The sequence below is a fragment of the Aeromonas sp. D3 genome, from assembly GCF_027705025.1.
In the GTDB taxonomy this organism is placed as follows: Bacteria; Pseudomonadota; Gammaproteobacteria; order Enterobacterales; family Aeromonadaceae; genus Aeromonas; species Aeromonas salmonicida.
This window is the reverse complement of record NZ_JAPDBE010000037.1, coordinates 13,421-37,605: the sequence shown is the minus strand read 5'-3', so window position 1 is coordinate 37,605 and position 24,185 is coordinate 13,421. Positions and strand designations below refer to the sequence as shown.

18 protein-coding genes, 1 tRNA gene and 2 pseudogenes are annotated in these 24,185 nt (G+C 57.7%); 10 read left to right on the top strand and 11 right to left on the bottom strand.

The annotated features are described in order from the left end of the window. Nucleotides 1–28: 28 nt before the first annotated feature. Entirely contained in the window at nucleotides 29–1,453 is a 1,425-nt protein-coding gene (locus tag OKC28_RS18055) for a COG3014 family protein (RefSeq protein WP_212540653.1), read from the bottom strand. Continuing rightward, nucleotides 1,453–1,803: a purine nucleoside phosphoramidase gene (hinT, locus tag OKC28_RS18050; protein ID WP_212540652.1), complete on the bottom strand. Its 351-nt coding sequence runs from the start codon at nucleotides 1,801–1,803 to the stop codon at nucleotides 1,453–1,455. Before hinT ends, OKC28_RS18055 begins: the two co-directional genes overlap by 1 nt. Before the next feature lie 250 nt (nucleotides 1,804–2,053). Here hinT and OKC28_RS18045 point away from each other — a divergent pair, with 250 nt between their 5' ends. Next, nucleotides 2,054–4,066, top strand: a complete 2,013-nt coding sequence (locus OKC28_RS18045) for a methyl-accepting chemotaxis protein (RefSeq protein ID WP_270690718.1) — start codon at nucleotides 2,054–2,056, stop codon at nucleotides 4,064–4,066. Nucleotides 4,067–4,137: 71 nt separating this feature from the next. On the opposite strand, the gene OKC28_RS18040 is transcribed toward OKC28_RS18045, so the two are convergent. After that, nucleotides 4,138–5,013 (bottom strand): 6-carboxytetrahydropterin synthase, encoded by an 876-nt coding sequence (locus tag OKC28_RS18040; protein WP_270690716.1) that lies wholly within the window; start codon nucleotides 5,011–5,013, stop codon nucleotides 4,138–4,140. A 79-nt stretch (nucleotides 5,014–5,092) separates the two neighbouring features. Between OKC28_RS18040 and OKC28_RS18035 the strand changes: the two genes are divergently transcribed. The 4 genes from OKC28_RS18035 to OKC28_RS18020 all read left to right on the top strand — a co-directional run bounded on the left by OKC28_RS18035 (nucleotide 5,093) and on the right by OKC28_RS18020 (nucleotide 8,856). Beyond that, nucleotides 5,093–6,436 carry a dihydroorotase gene (locus OKC28_RS18035; RefSeq protein ID WP_005314854.1) on the top strand — a complete coding sequence of 448 codons (1,344 nt, stop codon included), beginning with the start codon at nucleotides 5,093–5,095 and terminating at the stop codon, nucleotides 6,434–6,436. 237 nt (nucleotides 6,437–6,673) lie between these two features. Continuing rightward, nucleotides 6,674–6,750 (top strand) — tRNA-Pro (locus tag OKC28_RS18030). A 147-nt stretch (nucleotides 6,751–6,897) separates the two neighbouring features. After that, on the top strand, nucleotides 6,898–7,392 hold the full coding sequence (locus tag OKC28_RS18025) for a CC0125/CC1285 family lipoprotein (protein WP_257982405.1): 495 nt from the start codon (nucleotides 6,898–6,900) through the stop codon (nucleotides 7,390–7,392). A 204-nt stretch (nucleotides 7,393–7,596) separates the two neighbouring features. After that, complete coding sequence (locus tag OKC28_RS18020) at nucleotides 7,597–8,856, top strand: dicarboxylate/amino acid:cation symporter (protein WP_059112229.1); 1,260 nt, start codon at nucleotides 7,597–7,599, stop codon at nucleotides 8,854–8,856. A gap of 81 nt (nucleotides 8,857–8,937) precedes the next feature. On the opposite strand, the gene OKC28_RS18015 is transcribed toward OKC28_RS18020, so the two are convergent. Further along, entirely contained in the window at nucleotides 8,938–9,378 is a 441-nt protein-coding gene (locus OKC28_RS18015; protein WP_270690711.1) for a methyltransferase family protein, read from the bottom strand. Nucleotides 9,379–9,569: 191 nt separating this feature from the next. Here OKC28_RS18015 and alr point away from each other — a divergent pair, with 191 nt between their 5' ends. Continuing rightward, entirely contained in the window at nucleotides 9,570–10,796 is a 1,227-nt protein-coding gene (alr, locus tag OKC28_RS18010) for an alanine racemase (RefSeq protein ID WP_270690709.1), read from the top strand. A gap of 52 nt (nucleotides 10,797–10,848) precedes the next feature. Here the strand turns inward: alr and OKC28_RS18005 are convergent, their stop codons facing one another. From OKC28_RS18005 to OKC28_RS17975, 7 genes are all read right to left on the bottom strand, one after another. After that, a complete protein-coding gene (locus tag OKC28_RS18005; RefSeq protein ID WP_021139968.1) occupies nucleotides 10,849–11,808 on the bottom strand; it encodes a TerC family protein in 960 nt (319 codons plus the stop codon). A 295-nt stretch (nucleotides 11,809–12,103) separates the two neighbouring features. After that, nucleotides 12,104–13,099: a murein tripeptide/oligopeptide ABC transporter ATP binding protein OppF gene (oppF, locus tag OKC28_RS18000; protein ID WP_058395427.1), complete on the bottom strand. Its 996-nt coding sequence runs from the start codon at nucleotides 13,097–13,099 to the stop codon at nucleotides 12,104–12,106. Between the two features lie 110 nt (nucleotides 13,100–13,209). Continuing rightward, nucleotides 13,210–14,196: an ABC transporter ATP-binding protein gene (locus OKC28_RS17995; RefSeq protein WP_042869676.1), complete on the bottom strand. Its 987-nt coding sequence runs from the start codon at nucleotides 14,194–14,196 to the stop codon at nucleotides 13,210–13,212. A gap of 32 nt (nucleotides 14,197–14,228) precedes the next feature. Then, on the bottom strand, nucleotides 14,229–15,140 hold the full coding sequence (oppC, locus tag OKC28_RS17990; RefSeq protein ID WP_021139964.1) for an oligopeptide ABC transporter permease OppC: 912 nt from the start codon (nucleotides 15,138–15,140) through the stop codon (nucleotides 14,229–14,231). 14 nt (nucleotides 15,141–15,154) lie between these two features. Then, nucleotides 15,155–16,075: an oligopeptide ABC transporter permease OppB gene (oppB, locus tag OKC28_RS17985; protein WP_021139963.1), complete on the bottom strand. Its 921-nt coding sequence runs from the start codon at nucleotides 16,073–16,075 to the stop codon at nucleotides 15,155–15,157. Nucleotides 16,076–16,173: 98 nt separating this feature from the next. Continuing rightward, a complete protein-coding gene (locus OKC28_RS17980; RefSeq protein WP_270690704.1) occupies nucleotides 16,174–17,793 on the bottom strand; it encodes an ABC transporter substrate-binding protein in 1,620 nt (539 codons plus the stop codon). Between the two features lie 282 nt (nucleotides 17,794–18,075). Then, complete coding sequence (locus OKC28_RS17975) at nucleotides 18,076–18,711, bottom strand: YchE family NAAT transporter (RefSeq protein ID WP_005314822.1); 636 nt, start codon at nucleotides 18,709–18,711, stop codon at nucleotides 18,076–18,078. A 268-nt stretch (nucleotides 18,712–18,979) separates the two neighbouring features. Between OKC28_RS17975 and OKC28_RS17970 the strand changes: the two are divergent. From OKC28_RS17970 to OKC28_RS17955, 4 genes and pseudogenes are all read left to right on the top strand, one after another. Then, a pseudogene (locus OKC28_RS17970) lies at nucleotides 18,980–19,306 on the top strand (2OG-Fe dioxygenase family protein); the annotation flags it as partial. A gap of 113 nt (nucleotides 19,307–19,419) precedes the next feature. Further along, nucleotides 19,420–19,725: pseudogene (locus OKC28_RS17965) on the top strand (2OG-Fe dioxygenase family protein); the annotation flags it as partial. Nucleotides 19,726–20,020: 295 nt separating this feature from the next. Further along, complete coding sequence (gene adhE, locus OKC28_RS17960) at nucleotides 20,021–22,684, top strand: bifunctional acetaldehyde-CoA/alcohol dehydrogenase (RefSeq protein WP_270690697.1); 2,664 nt, start codon at nucleotides 20,021–20,023, stop codon at nucleotides 22,682–22,684. Between the two features lie 110 nt (nucleotides 22,685–22,794). Next, nucleotides 22,795–24,030 carry an HD-GYP domain-containing protein gene (locus tag OKC28_RS17955; protein ID WP_270690695.1) on the top strand — a complete coding sequence of 412 codons (1,236 nt, stop codon included), beginning with the start codon at nucleotides 22,795–22,797 and terminating at the stop codon, nucleotides 24,028–24,030. The last annotated feature ends 155 nt before the right edge of the window (nucleotides 24,031–24,185 follow it).

Below are 24,185 nucleotides of genomic sequence, written 5' to 3'. Positions count from 1 at the left end.
TGGGTGTCATTGTCGTTTGAGTGGGTGCCTAGAGCGGCATCACCCGGGTAGTCAGGCCGGCGCCGAGCCGTTGCACCCACACCAGGGTGGTGCGTCCGCCATGTATGGTGAGCGGCAACTGGCGCATGGCACTCCCTGCCCCCAGCGTGAGTTGCACGTCACCGGCCGGCAGCATGCCCTGCCAGCTGGATGCCTGGGCTGGCAGCGTCAGCCAGCTGCGGGTATCGGCCCGCTCGGAGAGGGTGTTGAAAATGCCCACCAGAATATTGCCCACATCGCCTCCCTCTTTGGCGGCGGTGCGCCTCAACTGCTCCTTGGCCACCAGCCGCAGCGCCTGACGGGTCAGCATGCCCGGCAATCGCTCCTGCAGATCCTTGGCGGCCAGCGCTTCCAGTCGCACCAGCTCGCTGGTCTGCTCCATTCGCTTGCCTACCGAGACCACAAGGGGACCGGTCTGGCTGGCTCTATTGTCGTAATAGGGGACAGCCACGGTAAAGGTACGAAAATCGCCGCTGGAGGTGGAGATGGGCAGCGGCAGGAACAGCTCCCGCCGCGCCGGGATCAGCCCATCTTCAAACAGCACCACAAGCTGCCCCTGATTTTTGGTTAAAGGCGGCGCCTTGCGACCCAGCTTTTTCTCGGTCTCTTTCAGCTCATCCGGCGAGCCACGCAGCCGCGCCAGGCGCAGCAAGGCGTCCTGCAGGCTCTGGTTGTCCGGCGCTATCTGGTAGCCGCGCTGATAATCGACCCAGGCGTCGTTGAGATCGCCAGCCGCCTCATAGAGCACGCCGGAAAAATAGAAGGTGTAGGCGTTCTGAAAACCGTTTTTCACCTTGCCGATCAGCCGATCCAGATCCGGTGCACCGCGCGACATGAGCTGGCGCATATTGCGCTCTGTGCTGGCTTCGGCGCCTTTTTCCCGGGCCTTGCTTACCTCCCCCGCTCGCGCCTTGAGGGCCCGCTCCTGTACCTGGTTGGCACGGCGTACCTCCACCAGCGCGCCGTCGGCATCCCCCCGTTGCAGGTAATTCAGCGCCAGATAGTGATGCAGCATGGTGCGCTCATAATCCGGCGTCAGGTAGGCCATGCTCTGATCGTTGGTAAGCAGGCTGCCCGCCTGACTCAGGCCCTGGCTCAGCCGATACTCGGCCTGATTGTCTTCCCACTCGAGGCGGCTGTCGGCGGCGGCAAAGGCCTGCTTGCTGCCCGCATCCTGCCCGGCCAGCCAGGCGATGCGCCCCTGCTCCAGCCGGTCCAGCACATAGGTGTCATCACCCAGGGTGGATTCACGCACCTCGGGCAAGGCCTCGGCGGCATGTCCCAGCAGCAGCTGGTTGCGCAGGGGCACCATCTGATCGGAATAGGAGACGAACATATCCTGCCACTGGGAGGCGCAGCCCCCCAGCAGGGTGCTGGCCAGCAACAGACCGGCCAGACGGGGAAACGGACCCATCACAGGCAGAGCAGCGGCCCCAGGGATTGACCCCCCACCAGATGCATATGGATGTGGTAGACCTCCTGCCCGCCGTGGCGGTTGCAGTTCATGATGAGGCGATAGCCATCCTCGGCGATACCAGCGTCGGTGGCCAGCTTGCGTGCCACCGTGAACATGCGGCCAAGGGCCAGCTCATGCTCGGGCTCTACATCGTTGACGGTGGGGATCAGCACGTTCGGCACTATCAGGATATGGGTCTTGGCCTTGGGTTGAATGTCCCGGAATGCGGTCACCAGATCGTCTTGATAAAGGATGTCGGCGGGGATCTCTTTACGGATGATTTTGCTGAAAATGGTTTCTTGCGCCATGGATAACTCCTTTATATGAAAAAGAAAATTCTAAACCCACCTCAAGCGGCTCCCAAAGTTGCCGTCAGGGCCGGTCAAGTGTGACACAAGCCGATATTTGACACAGCCGTTGTCCCATTCTCTTCAGTTATTGTTAAAAATACCGATAGCCGGAGGACGTCTGCCGACGTCGCTCGCCCAGGGTGATAGCAGGGTATCAAATGGACGGGGTATTCAGGCAAGGGACTTTTGCATATACAGCGGGACAATAATGAAACAAACAATGTCAGACCTCTCCATCTTGCAGAGAGTCTATTTAGGCTTTGCCATTCTGGTGGCCGTGATGGCGGCGACCTCGGTACTCACCTTTCGCAGCCAGAGCGAGCTCAATCAGGCGCTGGATCAGGTTACCCGGCAATCCATGCCGCTGGTGATCGCCAGCAGCCAGACCCAGATCAGCCTGCTCAGCGCCAACAAGTGGCTCACAGACGTGTTGACCGAGCAGGATCCCAAGCAGATCCCGGCCGAAGTGGCCGAGCTGCAACAGGCCAAGGCCCAGGTCGACAAGACACTCGCCACCCTCAGCCAGCAGGCCGCGGCGCACCCGCAACTGCAGGGTGACATGGCGACACTGACCAAGCTGGTCAGCGACTATCTGCAGCTGACCGGGACGCTACCCACCGAACACCAGGCCCTGCTCACCCGTCTGCACAAGGTGAACCAGGCCAAAGGGCAGTTTCAGGTCAGTCTGCCCCAGTTCAAGAAAAACCTCGGCGACATGATGATCACCATAGACGACAGCTTCATCAAGATGCTGTCCGAGACGTTGACCACCGAGCTCTCCGCCATCGAGCTCTCCACCATGGATGCGCTCAACCAGAGTATCCCCGCCCCCATAGAGGCGGCGCTCAAGCGCAACAAGATGCAGATAGAGGGCTTCAACAGCACCATCAAGGATCTGCAGGGGGAGCTCAAGGATTTCGACAACAACATGGGGCACTACGTCCATGGGTTTGTGCGCGACACCACGGCCAGTGAAGGCGTGCTTGCCCAATACCTGGCGTTGATGAAGCAGCAGGAGCGGATGCGCGAGGAGAGCAAGCAGGCCAGCAAGCTCATCGTCAGCATACAGAGCAAACTGGAAGGGATCACCGATCAGAGCCAGCAGCTGATGAACAACAGCATTCGCGCCTCCAGCAAGGTGCAGGCCCAGAGCACCCTGACCCAGGGGATCAGCATCGCCATCGCCATTTTCATCGCCATCCTGGTGGCCTACACCCTGGGCAAAGCCATACGCCGCCCCCTCAAGGAGCTGCTGCGGGTGCTGACCGAAGTGACCCAGGGAGACATGACACAGCGCGTCGGTTTCAAGAGCCAAAATGAGTTCGGCCAGCTCGGCAGCCAGGTCAACCTGCTGATCCAGCAGATGGGGGATGTGCTCACCCAGCTCTCCCAGGCCTCTACCCAGCTCAATAGCGCCGCCCACGACAACCGCCACACCACGGAATCGGTGCGGGCGGATCTGGAAACACAGCGCCAGGAGACCGCCTCGGTCGCCGCCGCCATGACCCAGATGGAAGCCTCGGTGCGGGAAGTGGCCCAGGCCGCCAACCAGACCCTGGAGCGGGTACAGGACGTGGAGAAAGCCTCCGAGACCGGCCGCAAGGTGATGGCGGGCAACATCACCACCACCCATCAGCTGGCAGGCAAGTTGCAACAGACCGGCAAGGTGATTGGCGATGTCAGCGCCATGAGTGGCCAGATTGGCAATATCCTCGACGTCATTCGCGGTATCGCCGAGCAGACCAACCTGCTGGCCCTCAATGCCGCCATCGAGGCCGCCCGTGCCGGCGAGCAGGGCCGCGGCTTTGCCGTGGTGGCCGACGAAGTGCGCAGTCTGGCGGGGCGCACCGCCCAGTCCACCAGCGAGATCCAGACCATGATCGAGAACCTGCAGCAGGGGGTCGCCAAGGCGGTGACAGTGATGCAGGAGTGCTCCCGCGAGATGGACAGCTGCGTGGATCAGAGCTCCCACGCCAATACCGCCATGGAGGAGGTGCAGGGGATAGTGGTGCTCATCAGCGACATGTCGAGCCAGATCGCCTCCGCCGCCGAGCAGCAGCAGGCGACCAGTGCCGACATCGCCACCAACCTCAACCGCATCTCGGATATTTCGGACCTCAACTATCAGGGCATTGAACGGGTCGCCGAGACCAGCCAGCAGCTGGACGCCCTGGCCGAGCAGCAGGAGAATCTGGTCAAGCGCTTCAAGCTCATCGCCTGAATCTCTCTCGCTGAAGCAACAAGGCCCCGCGGTTGGCGGGGCCTTGTTTATCTGGTGGCAGTGCGCTGGGATCAGGCGTAGGCGATGGCGCCCTTGCCGACCCCTTCATAGGCCACGACCTTCACAAACTTGTCACCCACCGCTTTTTTCACTTCACGGGCTATGTAGCACGCCAGCAGCTCTATGGTGGTGTCGGTGTCGATCATCTCCACCTCGGCCGCCGGCATGGCGAGCTGAAACAGCCCCTGAGGGGCCACATACTTGAATCCCAGGTGCTGCTCACCCAGTTGGGCCAGGGCGATATCGCTCAAGTTCAGTTCGCTCACGTCCACCTTGTCTTCATCGGTGCCAAGGTAGATATCGGCCCAGCGCTCGGCCCAGTTCAGCTCGAGCTCACCGTCACGCATCCCATCCACATGGATTTCGATGGGAGAACGGTGGCCGTGGGCGATCCGCTGGCAGTTGCCATCGTGCTTCTTGAGACCGTGGCTGTAGTGATAGAAGGCACCGTCGATCTGCTCCTGACGCAGGGTCACCGACAGATCCCGGATGTTGCCGGGCAGACGCTGGGCCAGCACCGCCAGCAGGTAGCGGGTGACGGACTCTTTATCGATCTGGGGCGCCGGTATGAAGGCAAAGCCCTGCGTCGGACAGCGCAGATGAATGGACCCCTGGGGGCGCAGCAGATCGACCGTGCTCTCCTCTCCTTCCAGATGCGCTACATGGATCAGGGCGCACTCGGCCGGCACCAGCAGCTTGTGATCCACCTCTTCGTCGATGATCGACTTGATCAGCTTTTTCACCCGACCAAAGTCCAGCAACATGCTCATCTCGTTGAGCTCGCCGCTCATCTCGACGTCCACCAGCCAGCTCTCCCCCACCATGCCGCGGCGTTCGCACAGGTAGCTGGAGTCGATCACGGTCAAATCTCTTACAAATAACTTCATCAGTCAGACCTTGCTACAGAGAAAGTACAGTTTGCGATATTATGACCCGCGATCACTGACAAAGGAACTGGACTCCCCCATGAACAAATTGCTTATCAAGAATGCCACCCTGGTCAACGAAGGCCGCATCTACGCCTCTGATGTATTGATTGAAGGGGAACGGATCGCCCGGATCGCCCCCCATATCGAGGCGCCCGATGCCGTTGTGATCGATGCGGCAGGCCGCCACCTCATCCCCGGCATGATCGATGATCAAGTCCATTTCCGGGAACCTGGCCTGACCCACAAGGGGACCATCGCCAGTGAATCCCGGGCCGCCGTGGCAGGTGGCACCACCAGCTTCATGGAAATGCCCAACGTCAATCCCCAGACCACCACCCTCGACGCCCTCGAAGCCAAATACCAGATAGCCGCCAACTCCTCCGCCGCCAACTACAGCTTCTATCTCGGTGCCACCAACGACAACCTCGACGAGATCAAGCGCCTCGATCCCAAGCAGTCCTGCGGTGTCAAGGTGTTCATGGGGTCGTCCACCGGCAACATGCTGGTGGACAATCAGGAGACACTGGCGGCGATTTTCCGCGAGAGCCCTGTGATGATAGTCACCCACTGCGAGGACACCCCCTCCATCAAGGTGCTGGAAGACGAGGCCCGCGCCAAGTGGGGCGAAGATGTGCCGATGCGCGAACACGGCCGCATTCGCAATGACGAGGCCTGTTACAAGTCCTCCAGCATGGCGGTGGGTCTGGCGAAAAAGTACGGTGCCAAGCTGCACGTGCTGCATTTGACCTCCGCCAAGGAGCTGTCGCTCTTTACCGCCAGCCACGACTTGAGCGAACTCAAAGACAAGAACATCACCGCCGAGGTATGCGTCCACCATCTCTTCTTCAACGAGGCGGATTACGACACCCTGGGCAGCCAGATCAAGTGCAACCCGGCGGTGAAGACAGCCGCCGACCAGCACGCCCTGCTGGATGCGGTACGGAACGACGTGCTGGACATCATTGCCACCGACCATGCCCCCCACACCTGGGAGGAGAAGCAGAACAGCTACTTCAAGGCGCCGTCCGGCATCCCTCTGGTGCAGCACTCCATGCTGGCCCTGCTGGAGCTCTACCACAACGGCGTGTTTTCACTGGAGACTATCGTCAAGAAGACATCCCACGCGGTAGCCGAGCGCTTCCAGGTGCAGGATCGCGGCTACATTCGTGAGGGCTACTTCGCAGACCTGGTGCTGCTGGATCTGGGCAAGCCCTATGTGGTCAACGACAGCAACCTGCTCTACCTGTGTGGCTGGTCACCCTTCAACGGTTACCGCTTCCACAGCACGGTGGAGATGACTCTGGTGAATGGCCAGATCGCCTGGCAAAACGGTCAGGTAACCGATCAGGTGCTGGGCAAGCGATTGACCTTCAACCGCTGATCAGATCACCACTGATGCAAACGGCCGCCCCAGGGCGGCCGTTTTTATGGTGCCTTGAAAAATGCGTCACAACGCCCCCTGAAATGAGCTCTCGATGGCCGAATTCAACCACTGTGGCGGCACTTTGAGCGCCAATTGCTCGCAAAGCAGGCAAACAGTCTCAGAGCGGGATTTCCCCTGTTGACAGGGTCGGAGCATCTCCATAAACTCAGTCCCCGTCAGCCGAGCTGACTCCGTCGGTGTGTAGCGCAGCCAGGTAGCGCATCTGCATGGGGTGTAGAGGGTCGGAGGTTCGAATCCTCTCACACCGACCAAATTCCCCGGTAAAGGCCTTGTCAAACGACAAGGCCTTTTCTTTTGTGCCGCGTCTCTGGCAGTGCCCATTGATGACCTGAGCGACGATTGTCTCACTGATCAGTTTGTGCTGTAGTGACAAGGTGTTTCGCCAACCGACCATCGAGATGCAACGTCCGCTCCTCCTCTCCTTTTGCTCACCCCTGCATGTTCTGCTGCTTGTCGTCAGCCTGTTCGGCACCCTACTGGGCGGCTGTGCCACCTCCTATCACAGCGAAAAGTCATTCTGGAACGGCCAGACCGGCTTTTCCCAGACACAACTTGGCCCCGACAAGTGGCAGCTGGAGTTTGTCGGCAACGATCTGATCGATCGGGAAACGGCTCGCAAGTATGTGCTCAAGCGCGCGGGCGAGATGGCGCAAAGCCGGGGCTATGAGTGGATTGAGGTGAACGAACTGACGCTGCAGCGGGATGCGGTCAGGGTCACCCCCTCGCGCCCCGTGTTCGGCTTTGATGAAGAAGAACCTGACCTCTTCCTGGCACAGATGCAGGTGCAACACACCACCTCGGCCCTGCTGATTTTCACCCTGCTGCATCAGCCCTTACACGAACAGTGCATGGAAGCCAAATATCTTGTTAACATCAAAATAAACGGCGATTAATATCGATAAAATGCAAGATCCATATCACATACAACTAACGACAGCATAAAACACTGATACAAGACGCTGGATTTACCCCCCCGAATTAGGCATGCTGCAAGCACACCGGCTGTCAGGAATCTACGGCCCGGATCACAAAAACGGACTGAAGTGGCACCCCTGCCACTCAAAACGCTTTGCACTTATCAAAACTGGGACCACCTCATGAAAATGAATAAATTGACGGCTGCCATCATCATTTCGATGTTATGTGGCATCCTCACTGGTCAAGGCTATCGCGTGTTCGCCCCGGAGCAGGCCGCAGGCTTTGCCGACGATATCACCATACTGACCGACATTTTTTTGCGTCTGATCAAGATGATCATCGCCCCCCTTGTCTTCACCACGCTAGTGGTCGGCATCGCCAAGATGGGCGACACCCGCACCGTCGGTCGCATCGGCGCCAAGACCCTTGGCTGGTTCATGCTGGCCTCCCTGCTCTCCCTGACACTGGGACTGGTGATGGTTACTCTGCTGCAACCGGGCGTGGGCCTCTCTCTCTCCTTGCCGGATGATACCGCCAGCTCAGGTGTGGTCGTCACCGCCATCTCCCTCAAGGACTTTGTAACCCACGCCATACCGAAAAGCGTGGTAGAGGCCATGGCCACCAACGAGATCCTGCAGATAGTAGTGTTCTCCCTCTTCTTTGGACTGGCCTCCGCCGCCTTGGGCGATACCGCCAAGCCGGTGGTCAAGCTGATGGCCAGCGGCGCCGAGATAATGCTGAAAGTAACCGGCTACGTGATGAATTTTGCGCCGTTCGCGGTATTTGGTGCCATCGCAGCCATGGTCGCCAAGGAAGGTCTGAGCATTCTGGCCACCTACGGCACCTTCATGGCGCAATTCTATCTGGCGCTGGGTTGCCTCTGGCTGCTGCTGATTGCCATGGGCAGTCTGTTTATCCGCCGCCGCATCCTGACCCTGCTGGCCATGATCCGCGAACCCATACTGCTCGCCTTCTCCACCGCCAGCTCCGAAGCTGCCTACCCCAAAACCCTGGATCGATTGGAGAAGTTTGGTTGTGACAAGCGCATCGCCAGCTTCGTGCTGCCCATGGGCTACTCCTTCAACCTGGACGGCTCCATGATGTACTGCACCTTCGCGGTCATGTTCATCGCCCAGGCCTATGGCATAGAGCTCTCCCTGGCTCAGCAGATCACCATGCTGCTGCTGTTGATGGTCACCTCCAAGGGAATGGCCGGTGTGCCACGCGCCTCTCTGGTGGTCATCGCGGCCACTCTCAACCAGTTCCACATCCCGGAGGCAGGCATTCTGCTGCTGCTGGGGATCGACCATTTCCTCGACATGGGCCGCTCCGCCACCAACGTGCTGGGCAATGCCATCGCCGCCAGCGTGGTGGCCAAGACCGAAGACAGCCTGGGGGAAACCGAACCTCTGGGTGAGGTCGATACCGCCAAGGCGTGATCCTCCGCTCCCCCCCGAAAGCAGAACGGCCCGCTGATGCGGGCCGTTTTTTTATCTGCGTTTTTCAGTGTGTCGCGCGGCTCAACACCAGCGACGAACCCGCCGGCAATACTCTGCATATGCTTCACCGAAGCGAGCCTGCAGAGCCCGCTCTTCCGGCACGATTTGAAAACGGTTGAGCCAGCCCCACAGCACCAGGGGCCCGATCCAGACCCCCATACCACCCAGATAGCAGGCCAGCGCCATTGTCCAGCAGAGCAGCCCCAGGTACATGGGATTGCGGCTGAGCCGATAAAGCCCTGCGGTCACCAGCACGCTGGCCTGCGCCGGCCGGGTTGGACTGACGGTGGTACCATGCTGGCGAAAGCGCAGCACGCCGCCAAAACCGAACACACAGCCGACCACCGTCAGCAACAGGGCCAGCTCTGACCACCCCTCCCCGCTACCGCCCCCCAACACCATGGCCAGCCCCACTATGCCAAACAACAGGACAGGCGGTACACGACACTCCAGATCTCTCATCTACTGGCTCCCATGAGACGTGCCACAATCGACACCTTGCGATACACTTCCCACGGGAATAATGCCGCAGGAAATTGACAAAGTTCATAACAATAACAATGCCTTGGCTACACTCTATCCCATCTGCATGACAAAGACCGTCATAAGGTCGTCATGCACCTCAACGCCAACAATAAAAAAGGAATCACCCCATGCACAAGAAGACACTGCTGGCCACCTTGATCCTGGGCCTGCTGGCCGGTCAAGCCGTCGCAGCCCCCTATCTGCCGCAGGAGAGCGATCATCGCAACGGCGAAGTACAAACCGCCAGCAACGCCTGGCTGGAAGTAGACCTGACCGCGTTTGAACAGAACCTGCAGACTCTCAAGACCCGCCTCGGAGACAAGGGCCCGCAGATCTGCGCCATCATGAAGGCGGATGCCTACGGTCACGGCATCGATCTGCTGGTTCCCTCCGTCATCAAGGCCGAGATCCCCTGTATCGGCATCGCCAGCAACGAAGAGGCCCGCGTCGCTCGCGAGAAAGGCTTTACCGGTCGCCTGATGCGGGTGCGCGCCGCCACTCCTGTCGAAGTGGAACAGGCCCTGCCCTACAAGCTGGAAGAGCTGGTTGGCAGCCTGGTGAGTGCTCAGGGGATCTCCGACATCGCCCTGCGCCACAATACCCGGATCCCGGTGCATATTGGCCTCAACTCCGCCGGCATGAGCCGCAACGGCATAGACCTGCGTCTGGCCGATTCCAAGCAAGATGCGCTGGCCATGCTCAAACTCAAGGGGATCACCCCGGTCGGCATCATGACCCACTTCCCGGTGGAGGAGAAAGAGGACGTCAAGCTGGGGCTGGCCCAGTTCAAGCTGGACTCCCAGTGGCTGATCGAGGCGGGCAAGCTGGATCGCAGCAAGCTCACCATCCACGCGGCCAACTCCTTCGCCACCCTGGAAGTGCCGGACGCCTACTTTGACATGGTGCGCCCGGGCGGCCTGCTCTACGGCGACTCCATCCCCTCCTACACCGAATACAAACGGGTGATGGCATTCAAGACCCAGGTGGCGTCGGTTAACCACTATCCGGCAGGCAACTCCGTCGGCTATGACCGCACCTTTACCCTCAAGCGTGACTCCCTGCTCGCCAACCTGCCGCTCGGTTACTCCGACGGCTATCGCCGTGCGCTGAGCAACAAGGCCTATGTACTGATCCAGGGTCAGAAGGTACCTGTGGTGGGCAAGACCTCCATGAACACCATCATGGTGGACGTGACCGACCTCAAAGGGGTGAAACCCGGTGATGAAGTGGTGCTGTTTGGCCGTCAGGGTGAGGCCGAAGTGAAACAGGCCGATCTCGAGGAGTACAACGGTGCCCTGCTGGCGGACATGTACACCATCTGGGGCTACACCAACCCCAAGAAGATCAAACGCTAAGACATGACAATCTCACCAGCAAAGAGGGCTCCCGCGGGAGCCCTCTTCACATTCACCGTTCTGCGTTGACCGACGGCTGGCTGCGAGTAGTCCAGAGGCTCAGCCCCATGGAGATCAGCAGGATCAAGCTCACGACCCCAAGGGCAATGCCGGTCGGTATCTTGAAGATATCCAGCAGCAGCATCTTGACCCCGATAAACATCAGGATCAGCGCCAGACCGTATTTCAGCAGGGCGAAACGCTCGGCCACACCGGCCAGCAGGAAGTACATGGCGCGCAGGCCCATGATGGCGAAGATGTTGGAGGTCAGCACGATGAAGGGATCCGTGGTCACCGCGAAGATGGCCGGGATACTGTCCACCGCGAAGATGAGATCGCTCACCTCCACCAGCACCAGAATGAGCAGCAGCGGCGTCGCATACCGCACACCGTCACGCCAGACGAAGAACTTCTCCCCTTCCAGGGTCTCGGTCACCTTGAAGCGACGGCGCATCCAGCCCAGCAGCGGGTTGTTGGCCAAGTCAGGCTCCTTGTCGGCTGCCCACAGCATCTTGACCCCGGTCAGCAGCAAGAAAACCCCGAACAGATACAAGATCCAGTGAAACTCCTCGATGAGCCAGCTGCCCGCGAACACCATGCCTGCCCGCATGACGATGGCACCCAAAACCCCGTAGAGCAGCACACGGCGCTGCAACTCGGCCGGGATGGCGAAGTAACCGAACAGCATCAGCCAGACGAAGACGTTGTCCACCGCCAGCGCCTTCTCGAGGAGGTAGCCGGTGAGAAACGCCAGTCCCTTCTGGTTGGCAATTTCGCGGCCTGCGCTGTGATCCAGCCAGAGCCAGATTGCCAGGTTGAAGAGCAGCGCCACGCTGACCCAGACCAGAGACCAGATGCCCGCCTCTTTGAGGGATACCTTGTGCGCCTTGCCACCACCAACAAAACGTATATCTATCCATAACAGGACCAGCACTATGCTGAAGAAACCGGTCCACATCCACCATTCACCCATGTTCATCTCTCCCAAAAACGACAAAACCCACGACCGAGAGGCGTGGGTTTGCGTTTGGAGCAGATACACCTTGCCTCTCGGCAAGGTCTCACTTACAGCTGATTTGCATCAACTGCCCGGCTGCCGGGTGCACTGCAGGAAATGGGTGCACCGTAATGACGACAAACCAGCGAGAAGTTACTCCCCTTGTTGAAGCGGATAGTAACAGCAGCAAAAGAGAACACCAAGATGCATCTTGTCCAAATGCAAAATGAATCGGGGCGCCACCTGGGCGCCCCGTATCGGATGCTCACACTCAGAGCGGATCGGCCTTGAGGCAGGAGACGGCGTGGTCGAAATTGCCCTCCAGCTGGGGCCGGGTCTTGGCACACTCGGGACCCGCCACTGGGCAGCGGGTACGGAACACGCAGCCGGACGGCGGATTCATGGGGGATGGCAAGTCCCCTTCCAGGATCTGGATGACCTTGCTGCGCTCCAGATCCGGATCCGGAATGGGCACGGCCGACATCAGCGCCTTGGTGTAGGGATGCAGGGGGTTCGCGAAGATCTCCTTGCGCGTGCCCAGCTCCACCGCATTGCCCAGATACATCACCAGCACCCGATCCGAGATGTGTTTGACCACGGACAAGTCGTGGGCGATGAAGATGAGCGACAGCCCCATCTCCTTCTGGATTGCCTTGAGCAGGTTCACCACCTGAGCCTGGATGGAAACATCCAGCGCCGACACTGGCTCGTCACAGATGATCATCTTGGGTTCCAGGATCAGCGCCCGGGCGATGCCGATACGCTGGCACTGGCCGCCGGAAAACTCGTGGGGATAGCGGTTCACCAGGTTGGGCAGCAGACCCACCTTGCTCATCATGGCGCGCACCTTCTCCTTCACCTGCTCTTTGGAGAGGTTGGGATAGAAGGTGATGAGCGGCTCGGCGATGATGTCGCCGATGGTCATGCGCGGGTTCAGGGAGGCCAGCGGATCCTGGAAGATCATCTGGATCTCTTTGCGCTTCTCCCGCAACGCCTTCTGGTCAAGCTTGGTCAGATCATTGCCCAGCCACACCACCTTGCCGTCGGTAGCCGGCACCAGCCCTATCAGGGCACGGGCAAACGTAGACTTGCCACAGCCGGACTCCCCGACTACGCCAAGGGTTTCCCCTTCGTACAGGCGCAGGGTGACCCCATCTACCGCCTTCAACGCCGAGGGCTTGGCCCAGGGCCAGGCCTTGTCACTCTTGATGCTGAAGTGGACCTTGAGGTCGGACACTTCCAGCAGCAGTTTCTTGTCAGTACCCATTTAATTCGCCCCCTTGATCATGGCATCCAATACCCAACGACATGTCCACTCACGCCTGTCGTTAAACGGCGTCAGGATCATGGAGGATGGCTGGCCGCATATAACCGCATTCATACGCTCACCTCCTTGGCGTTGATGGCATCAGATACCCAATGACAGGCCCGCTCACGCCCGTCGTTGAACGGAGTCAGAACAGGTGACTGCTGGCCGCAAATCTCGCTCACCCTGTGGCAGCGCTCCTGGAAGGGGCAGCCGGTGGGCAGACGCAGCAGGTTGGGCGGATTGCCCGGTATGGTGGGCAGCTCTTCCCCTTCGGTGTCGAGGCGGGGAATGGCGCGCAGCAAGCCTTCGGTATAGGGATGGCTCGGGCGATAGAAGATATCGTTCACCCGGCCGTACTCCATGGTTCGACCGGCGTACATCACCAGCACCTTGTCACAGATACCCGCTACTACGCCGAGATCGTGGGTGATCATGATGATGGAGGTGTTGAACTCGCGCTTGAGCTCGTTCATCAAGGTCATGATCTGGGCCTGCACCGTCACGTCCAGCGCCGTGGTCGGCTCATCGGCGATGAGTAGCTGCGGCCGGCAGAGCAGGGCCATGGCGATCATCACCCGCTGGCGCATGCCACCGGAAAACTCGTGAGGATACATATTCATCCGCTTGCGCGACTCGGGGATCTTCACCGCATCCAGCATGCGCACCGACTCTTCGAAAGCCTCGGCCTTGCTCACCCCCTTGTGCAGCATCAGCACTTCCATCAGCTGATCCTTGACCTTCATGTAGGGATTGAGCGAGGTCATAGGGTCCTGGAAGATCATGGCAATCTTCTCGGAGCGGATCTTGTTGAGCTTGTGCTCCGGCAGGTTGAGGATCTCGTCACCCTGAAACTTGGCCGACCCCGTTATGATGCCGTTTTTGGCCAGCAGCCCCATGATGGCAAATGCCGTCTGGGACTTGCCGGATCCTGACTCGCCGACGATCCCCAGAGTTTCGCCTGCGGCGAGAGAGAAATTGAGGTCGTTGACCGCCACCACATTGCCATCCGGAGTCTTGAACTCGACTCGCAGATCTTTTACATCCAGTAATTTCATAAAAACTCCTTATCGATCTTTGGCCGCTCTTGTTATCGATCCTTCGGATCGAGTGCGTCACGCAGACCATCCCCGAGGAAATTGAAGCAAAACAGGGTCACCACCATGAAACCGGCAGGGAACAAGAGTTGCCATATGGCCACTTCCATCGACTTGGAGCCTTCATCCAGCAGGGCACCCCAGCTGGTCATGGGTTCCTGGACGCCGAGGCCCAGAAAACTCAGGAAGGATTCAAACATGATCATGCCCGGCACCAGCAAGGTGGCGTAGACGGCCACGATACCGAGCACATTCGGCACTATGTGACGGGTGATGATCTTCCACTTGGAGACGCCACAGACGTGAGCCGCCTCGATAAACTCCTTGCTCTTGAGGCTCAGGGTCTGGCCTCGCACGATCCGCGCCATGTCGAGCCAGCTTACGGCCCCGATGGCAATGAAGATGAGCGCCAGATTGCGGCCAAAGAAGGTCACCAGCATGATCACGAAGAACATGAAGGGGAAAGCGTTGAGGATCTCGAGCACGCGCATCATCAGGCTGTCGACCCGACCACCGATGAAACCGGACGCCGCGCCATACAAGGTGCCGATGACCACGGCCACCATGGCGCCCATGATGCCGACCATCAGCGAGATGCGGCCACCCAAGAGGGTGCGCACGAACAGATCACGCCCCAGACTGTCGGTGCCGAACCAGTGGCCGGTTTCCATATCCGGCGCGGCCTGCATGGCGCCCCAATCCGGATCGTCGAAGGTGTATTGGGACAGATGGGGACCGACGATCACCGCCAGACCGATAATGGTCAATATGATGAGGCTGGTCAGCGCCGCCCTGTTACGCAGGAAACGGCGACGGGCATCCTTCCACAGGGAGCGTCCCTCCACCACTTCCACTTGCTGTGCGAACGCCTCGACGGCCTCGCGTTTTTCAGTTGTGACAACCATGATGAACTCCCGACTTAGTAACGGATCTTGGGATCGATAAAGGCATAGAGAATATCGACCACGGCGTTAAAGGTAATGGTGAGGGCGCCGACCAGAATGGTCAGGCCAAGCACCATGGAGTAATCACGGTTGAGGGCACCGTTGACAAACAACTGACCAATTCCCGGCAAACCGAAAATGGTCTCTATCACCACTGAACCCGTGATGATGCCCACAAACGCAGGCCCCAGATAGGAGACTACCGGCAGCATGGCCGGACGCAGCGCGTGTTTCAGTATGATGTGACGCAGCGGCAAGCCCTTGGCACGGGCGGTACGGATGAAGTTGGAGTTCATGGTCTCGATCATGCTGCCACGCATGATGCGCGAGATGGCGGAGATGTAGTACATCATCATGCCAAATACCGGCAGTACCATGAATTGCACCCCGCCCCCCTGCCAGCCACCGGCCGGGAACCAGCCCAGATAGATACTGAAGAAGAGCACCAGCAAGGGTGCCAGCACAAAGCCCGGGATCACCACGCCAGCCATGGCAGACGACATCAAGAGATAGTCGATGAGGGTGTTCTGTTTCAAGGCTGCAATGGTGCCAAAGGTCACCCCCAGCAAGACGGCAAAGACGAACGCAGCGCTCCCGATCTTGGCGGAAACAGGCAGCGCCTGACTCACCAGATCATTGACGCTGAAGTCCTTGTATTTGAAGGAAGGCCCCAGATCGCCCTGCACCAGGTTGCCAAGATAGGTGAGGTATTGCACGCCGATGGGCTTGTCCAGGCCGTACTTGGCCTCGATGTTGGCCAACACTTCCGGCGGCAGGGCACGTTCGCTGGTAAAGGGGTTACCCGGCGCGAAACGCATCATGAAGAAAGAGACGGTGATCAAGACCAGCAGAGTCGGGATCGCTTCCAATAGACGTTTAAAAATGAATTTCAACATAGACAATTCCTGTCCTGTACTGCTTCCAAAGGGTCGCGGTTTTAATACTAAGGCCCGCCGTCTGGCGGGCCTGCTTGTTATGCGACTTGTTATTTTACTCAGTGAGCAACGATGTACATGTCTTTGCTGTAGAGGTTGTCCAGCGGGTTGGCCGGATAGCCGCCCACATAGGACTTGACCATGCGGGAGGTCACGTACTGGTAGATGGGGGCGATCGGCATGTCCTTAGTGAGGATCTCTTCGGCCTGGACATAGAGTTTGTTGCGGGAAGCATCATCGACCTGGTCACGAGACTCGTCCATCAGCTTGTCAAACACCGGGTTGGAGTACTTGCCATCGTTGTTACCGTGAGTGGTCTGCATCAGATCCAGCATGGAGGAAGCTTCGTTGTAGTCAGCGATCCAACCGCGACGAGCAACATCAAACTGCCCCTGCTTGAGTGTCTCCAGATATGTCTTCCACTCCTGGTTCACCAGGCTGACCTGCACGCCCAGCTTCTTCCACATGGAGGCCACGGCAACGGCCACCTTCTTGTGGTTGTCGTCGGTGTTGTAGAGCAGCTCGAACTTGAGCGGGTTGTCTGGACCATATCCCGCCTCTTGCAACATGGCTTTTGCTTTGGTGTCGCGCTCAGCCTGGGTCAACTTGGACCACTCGGGGGCAACCGGTTTGAAACCATCCACAAAGTCAGGCACCAGGGCATAACCCGGTGTTTCTCCCTTGCCCATCACCTTGTCGGCAATCACGTCACGGTCGATGGCGTAGGTAAGTGCAGTGCGAACCCGAACATCGTCATAGGGTTTGCGTTTGGTGTTGAAGGTGTAGTAGTAGGTCCCTACGTAGCCACTCACCTTCACCTCGTTCGGCAGATCTTTCTTCATCTGCTTGAAGCGCTCGATGGGCATGTTGTAGGTGAGATCCAGTTCTCCGGCCAGATAGCGGTTCAACTCGGCATTGGTGGACTGGATAGGCAGGTAGCTTACCTTGTCGATCACCGTCTTGGCGTTGCCCCAGTATTTGGGGTTGCGCTCGACGTCGACGCGCTCGTTCACCACCCAGTCTTTCAGTTGGTAGGCACCGTTGGATACCATGTTGCCTGGCTGGGTCCACTTGTCACCAAACTTCTCGATCACCTTCTTCGGCACCGGGTAGGTGGTGGTGTGGGAGAGCATGCTGACGAAGTAAGGGATCGCTTTTTCCAGCTGTACTTCGAAGGTGTAATCATCGACGGCCTTCACGCCCAACGTATCTGACGGCTTCTTGCCGGCAATGATCTCGGTGGCGTTGACTATGGTCGGGATCTCCATGTACCAGGCATAAGGAGAACCAGTCTTGGGATCCACGGCCCGCTTGAAGGCGAACTCGAAATCGTGGGCTGTCACGGGATCCCCGTTGGACCACTTGGCATCTTTGCGCAGGTGGAACACGAATTTTTTGTTGTCCTTGGTTTCCCAGGACTCGGCCACACCGGGGAGCACTTCACCCTTGGGGCCGGAGGAGACGAGACCTTCGAACAAGTCACGCAGAATATTGGATTCAACCGTTCCTTCGGTTTTGTGGGGATCGAGGGTTGCGGGCTCGGAGCCGTTGCCTTTCACCAACTGCTGAACATCAGACAGTTTGGTACCTGCGGGGACATCAGCAGCATGCGCCGCATTCATTCCGCCAAATAGCGCTGCCACCAATAGGGTATTAATCATTGTTTTTTTATGAGTCATTTCCATTTACTCCAACAAGAACATTCCATGCATTTGTCCATCAACGAGATAAGTACCCCGCTGCCAGCATAATTCCCTGACAATTCTAATAATGCAATAGATATCATCAGGCTAGGCTGGGCTTCATGGTTAAAAAAACAGCTTTTAGCCAATTATTCAGCATTTAAATATCGCGCCGCGGACGTTTTTTATACAAACCCGCTCGATTCTAGGAAATGACTAACAAAAAAGAAACAATAAAAAGCCGGTCACGAGGACCGGCTCCGACAAAACAGACCTGAATCACATCAATCCGGGGAAGACTCCCTTGATCCCTGCCACCATGATCTCGATGCCCAGCGACATCATGATAAGGCCCATGATCCGGGTGACCACGTTGATGCCGGTGTTGCCCATCAGCTTGAACAGCAAGGGGGCGGCGCGGAAGATGAGCCAGGAGCAGAATGCAAACACCATGACCACCAGCGACATGCCCAGCATCTGGGACCAGGTGCTCTGGCTGGCGTAGACAATAGAAGAAGAGATGGCACCCGGACCCGCCATCAACGGCAGTGCCAAGGGCACCACAGCGACAGATTCGCGCGCGGCCAGCTCACCCTTCTCCTGTTTGTTATGCTTCACTTCCCCCAGCTTGCCCTGCAGCATGGACCAGGCGATCAGGGTAATCAGGGATCCACCGGCGATGCGAAACGACGCCAGCGAGATGCCAAAGCCATCGAGGATCAGCTGCCCCATGTACATGGAGACCAGCAAGATAATCATCACGGCAATGTTGGCAGTGGTGTTGGTCTTCATCCGCTCTTCCGGCGTTTGATGGCCGGTCAGACTGACAAACACCGGCAACAACCCCAATGGGTTGATGATCGCGAACAAACCGATGAAAAACTTCAGATATAAAGAGACGTCAATCGCTGCCATAGGCGCCATCCAGAAGTAAGCAAGGCCACGGGGATCCCCCCGATAAATCGTGCGTAAATTTACACCATGCCAATGCCCTTCACCAATCAAATAATCTCACCCTTTCCGTGGCTTTTCAGTTAGTTCCTCTAATGCATGGCCAAAATTCAACACATTGATTTGTTAATAAAGATTGTCGCCATTTAACACTCTGGTAAAATCACGTCGAGCTTTATGCGGCCACGGAGTTTTGGCGCAAGATTTCATCTCAGCAAACAAGGATTTTGTAATGATTGATACGGACATCAAGTTGAAATGGCACCTGGATTCGCTGCCGGCAGGCACGGTCGACCCCCTGCTCGGCTTTTTTGATCGACTGCCGGTCGATCCCTATATTCAGGGCACTTTTCGGGAACGCCGCTATGGCCGTGTCGAGAAAGAGGGGTCACGCTTCTCCCCCCTCGACAACGGCGTCTTCTTTCAGGCCGCCGCCATCAACAAGTTCCTCGGGGATGTGCCCAGAACCTATGCCGAGCTGGATCCCGCTTTTGTCGCCCATCCCGCCTTTGAGCAGATGCTGACCCGCTTTGCCCGCCATATTCGACTCGCGGATGGCAAGGGAGGGTGCGAATAAGCACCCTCCACAACGAAACTGAAAAAATTAGTTTATTAAATTCAAATACTTACAAAGGCGCATTTTTATGTTTGGTGACTTATTCGCACCTTCCCAAGGCGATCGGCATTCACCAGATGCGGATCACCACGGCCCAGGGCGAAAGCGTGCCTCCCGCACCGGAAGGCGTCCATCAGGATGGCTTCGACTTTATCGGCGTGTTTTTTTGTGGCCGCGAAGGGGTCTGTGGCGGCGCGCTTCAGCTTTATCATGGATTAAAAGAACAACCATTTTTCCAACAAGAGTTACATCCAGGAGAATATCTGGTCCTGGATGATCGCCGCTTCTATCACAATGCAGCCCCTGTACTCCCCCTGACCCCGACCCGTGGACACTGGGATGTGATCGTGCTAACTGCTTGAAAAATAGTGCGTGACACTCTGTTCACCCATGATTCATCCCGCTTTTGTTTCACTCTACATCCTCGTAACATCCGGAAAACATGTATTGTGAAACAAAATTTCTTTTGTTCTTTTGTTACACATGATCCAGATCAAATTTTTCTGAGTCAGACCCGCTCTATAATCGGCTCAGAAAGCAATTTAGTAAGGCATGTAAATACCCCCTTATAGTGATTCTCGCCTTGACAGGGCGACTATAATTTCCGGGCATTGCCAAACTCTTACTAAACAGTTTTCAAATCATCAGGAGATAAACATGGCAGTAACCAATTTGGCTGAACTGGATGCACTGGTCGCCCGCGTCAAAGAAGCCCAGCGTGAATTCGCCAGCTTCTCGCAAGAGCAGGTAGACAAGGTTTTCCGTGCCGCCGCCCTGGCCGCCAGCAATGCCCGTATCCCCCTGGCCCAGATGGCCGTGGCAGAATCCGGTATGGGTATCATCGAAGACAAGGTTATCAAGAACCACTTCGCCTCCGAATACATCTACAACGCCTATAAAGACGAGAAGACCTGCGGCATCCTGAGCCAGGATGACGAGATGGGCACCATGATCATCGCCGAGCCGGTAGGTATCATCTGCGGTATCATTCCGACCACCAACCCGACCGCTACCGCGATCTTCAAATCTTTGATTTCCCTGAAGACTCGTAACGCCATCATCTTCTCCCCGCACCCCCGCGCCAAGAACTCCACCAATACCGCTGCCAAGCTGGTGCTGGATGCAGCAGTTGCCGCCGGTGCACCGAAAGACATCATCGGCTGGATCGATCAACCATCCGTTGAGCTGTCCAACGCACTGATGAAACACAACGACATCAACCTGATCCTGGCCACCGGTGGCCCGGGCATGGTGAAAGCCGCTTACTCTTCAGGCAAGCCTGCCATCGGTGTAGGTGCCGGTAACGTGCCAATCGTCATCGACGAAACCGCCGATGTGAAGCGTGCCGTCGCCTCTATCCTGATGTCCAAAACCTTCGACAACGGTGTGGTCTGTGCTTCCGAGCAAGCCGTCATCGTCGTTGACTCCATCTACAACCAGGTAAAAGAGCGTTTCTCCAACCACGATGGCTACATCCTGTCCAAAGATGAAGCGGACAAGGTACGTAAGGTGCTGCTGATTAACGGCGCGCTGAACGCAGATATCGTCGGTCAGCCAGCCACCAAGATCGCCGCCATGGCCGGTGTGACTGTGCCTGCCACCACCAAGATCCTCATCGGTGAAGGCCTGGAATTGTGCGCTGAAGATGAGTTCGCTCATGAGAAGCTCTCCCCGACTCTGGGCATGTTCCGCGCCAAGAATTTTGAAGACGCTGTCGAGATGGCCTGCACCATGGTCAACATCGGTGGTATCGGTCACACCTCAGGTCTGTACACCGACCAGGATCGCAATCAGGACCGTATCAGATACTTCGGCGACAAGATGAAGACCGCCCGTATCCTGATCAACACCCCTTCCACCCAGGGTGGTATCGGTGACCTGTACAACTTCGCTCTTGCTCCTTCCCTGACCCTGGGTTGCGGCTCCTGGAGTGGTAACTCCATCTCCGAGAACGTCGGTCCCAAGCACCTGATCAACAAGAAGACAGTCGCAAAACGGGCAGAAAATATGCTGTGGCACAAACTTCCGAAATCCATCTACTTCCGTCGTGGTTCCCTGCCGATCGCCTTGGGCGACCTGGAAGGCAAGAAGCGCGCCATGGTGGTAACTGACCGTTTCCTGTTCAACAACGGCTATGCCGATGACGTAGTTCGTCTGCTCAAGAAGCTGAACATGGAAGTGGAAGTATTCTACGAAGTAGAAGCTGACCCGACCCTGTCCATCGTCCGCAAGGGCGCCGAGATGGCCAACTCCTTCAAGCCGGACGTTATCCTGGCGCTGGGTGGTGGTTCACCCATGGATGCGGCCAAGATCATGTGGGTCATGTACGAGCACCCGGATACTGCCTTCGAAGATCTGGCCATGCGCTTCATGGACATCCGCAAGCGTATCTACAAGTTCCCGAAAATGGGCGTGAAGGCCGAACTGGTCTGTATCACCACCACGTCCGGTACCGGTTCTGAAGTCACCCCGTTTGCGGTAGTAACCGACGACGCCACCGGCATGAAGTACCCGCTGGCTGACTACGAGCTGACCCCTAACATGGCTATCGTGGATGCCAACCTGGTCATGAACATGCCCAAGTCCCTGTGCGCCTTCGGTGGTGTGGATGCGGTCACTCATGCCATGGAAGCCTATGTTTCCGTACTGGCCAACGAGTACTCCGACGGTCAGGCGCTGCAAGCCCTGAAGCTGCTGAAAGAGTATCTGCCTTCCAGCTACCAGAACGGTGCCAACGACCCGGTTGCTCGCGAGAAGGTGCACAATGCGGCCACCATCGCCGGTATCGCGTTTGCCAACGCCTTCCTGGGTGTCTGCCACTCCATGGCGCACAAGCTGGGTGCCGAGTTCCACATCCCGCACGGCCTGGCCAACGCCCTGCTGATCAGCAACGTCATCCGCTACAACGCGAACGACAACCCGACCAAGCAGACTGCGTTCTCCCAGTACGACCGTCCGCAGGCTCGCCGTCGTTACGCTGAAGTCGCCGACCACCTGGGTCTGACTGCCGCCGGTGACCGCACCGCTGCCAAGATCGAGAAACTGCTGGCCTGGCTGGACGAGCTGAAAGCCACTCTGGGCATCCCGGCCTCCATCCGTGAAGCTGGCGTGAACGAAGCTGACTTCCTGGCCAAGGTTGACCAGCTGGCGCTGGAAGCCTTCGATGACCAGTGCACCGGTGCCAACCCGCGCTACCCGCTGATCACCGAGCTCAAAGCCATCCTGATGGACACCTACTATGGCCGTCCCTTCACCGAGGAAACTCAGGTAGCGACCAAGGTTGAAACCAAGGTAGACAGCAAGAAGAAATCCAAGGCCTGATAATCGGACTTGAACTCGAGAGCCCGCGCACATGCGCGGGCTTTTTTGTTTGTCTATCTCTCTAATTTTGCTAGCTTGTTGGTAGGCATTCATGAAATGCGAGTTAGCACATGGCGCTGATACAAGCCTCGATAGAGCAGTTACGGATCGGCCACTACATCCATCTCCCCACGGGATGGACCAGTCACCCTTTTATGTTCAATGCCTTCAAGATCAAGGATCAGCAGCAGCTCGACATCATACGTCACCTCGACCTCACCCTCTTGATGGTGGATCCGGACAAGAGCGATCTGCCCATCGAACCCATCTTGCGGGGCGATGTCCCTTCTGCCGGCCCTGATCTGTCGACCATTGACGAGATAGTAGACGCAGGCCCTCCCCCTTTTGATGAGAAAGCCTTCCGCCGCTCCCTGCGCGCCGCAGACAAGGCCTTTGGCCAATCCATGTCCGATCTGCGCGATGCGCTGGGGGCCCTCAACCTCAAGCCTGACGAGGGGCTAGCCAACACGGCGCAGATAGTGCGCAACGCAGCCGCCCGCATCAGTGAACATGAAGGGCCCCTCGGCCTGCACCTCATTCGCAGCCCGCACACTGACATCCTGCTGCAGCACAGCCTGAACGTGGCTTTCATTGCCATGCTGATGGCACGGGAACTCGGCATGAACCCGGTCGAAATAGAGGAGACCGGGCTGGCAGGCCTGATCCATGACATAGGGGAAATGAAGATACCTTGCCAGATCACCCAGAAACGGGGGGATCTCAACAAGTCGGAGCAGAACTTTCTCAACATGCATCCCCAGTACGGACTGGAGATGCTGACACACTTGCAGGCATTCGAGCCCAAGATCCGCCAGGTGGCCCATCTGCACCATGAGCGTCTCGATGGCAGCGGTTATCCCCTTGGCATCAAGGGGGGCGAGATCCCCCCGCTGGCCAGGATAATAGGGCTGGTAGACTACTATGACGAGCTGCTGCATCCACGCAACAGCTCCACACCGGCGGCACCCAGCCAGGCCATCAGTCTGCTCTACAAGCTGTCACAGAAGAAGTTCGATCAGGATCTCGTCAAGCTGCTGATCAAGGTGTTGGGGGTCTATCCTCCCGGCTCGCTGGTTAAACTCTCGGATGAAAGCATTGCACTGGTGCTGTCCACCGAGCCCACCATGCCCCTCAAACCCAAGATACTGCCCTATATCAAGGCACAACGACCGGAAGGGGTGGCCATGCTGGACTTGCGGGAGGATGAACGGACCATTACCGGTGTGCTGAAGCAGGAAGATCTAGATGAAGGGCAACGGCTGTTTTTTAACCTGACCCGGCGCTTCTGTTACTATTTTGCCTTCTGAGTTATCCCCAGAAGCTGGGGATAACTCATTGGACAAACCTGAATAATTGCCCAATTACCCTCAAAACGGTTCACTGTCGACTCTGGATAAAAAACGCCCAGCCAAGGGACTGGGCGGAGCATGCCACTTCCATGTGGCGTATCCAGCGGATACAT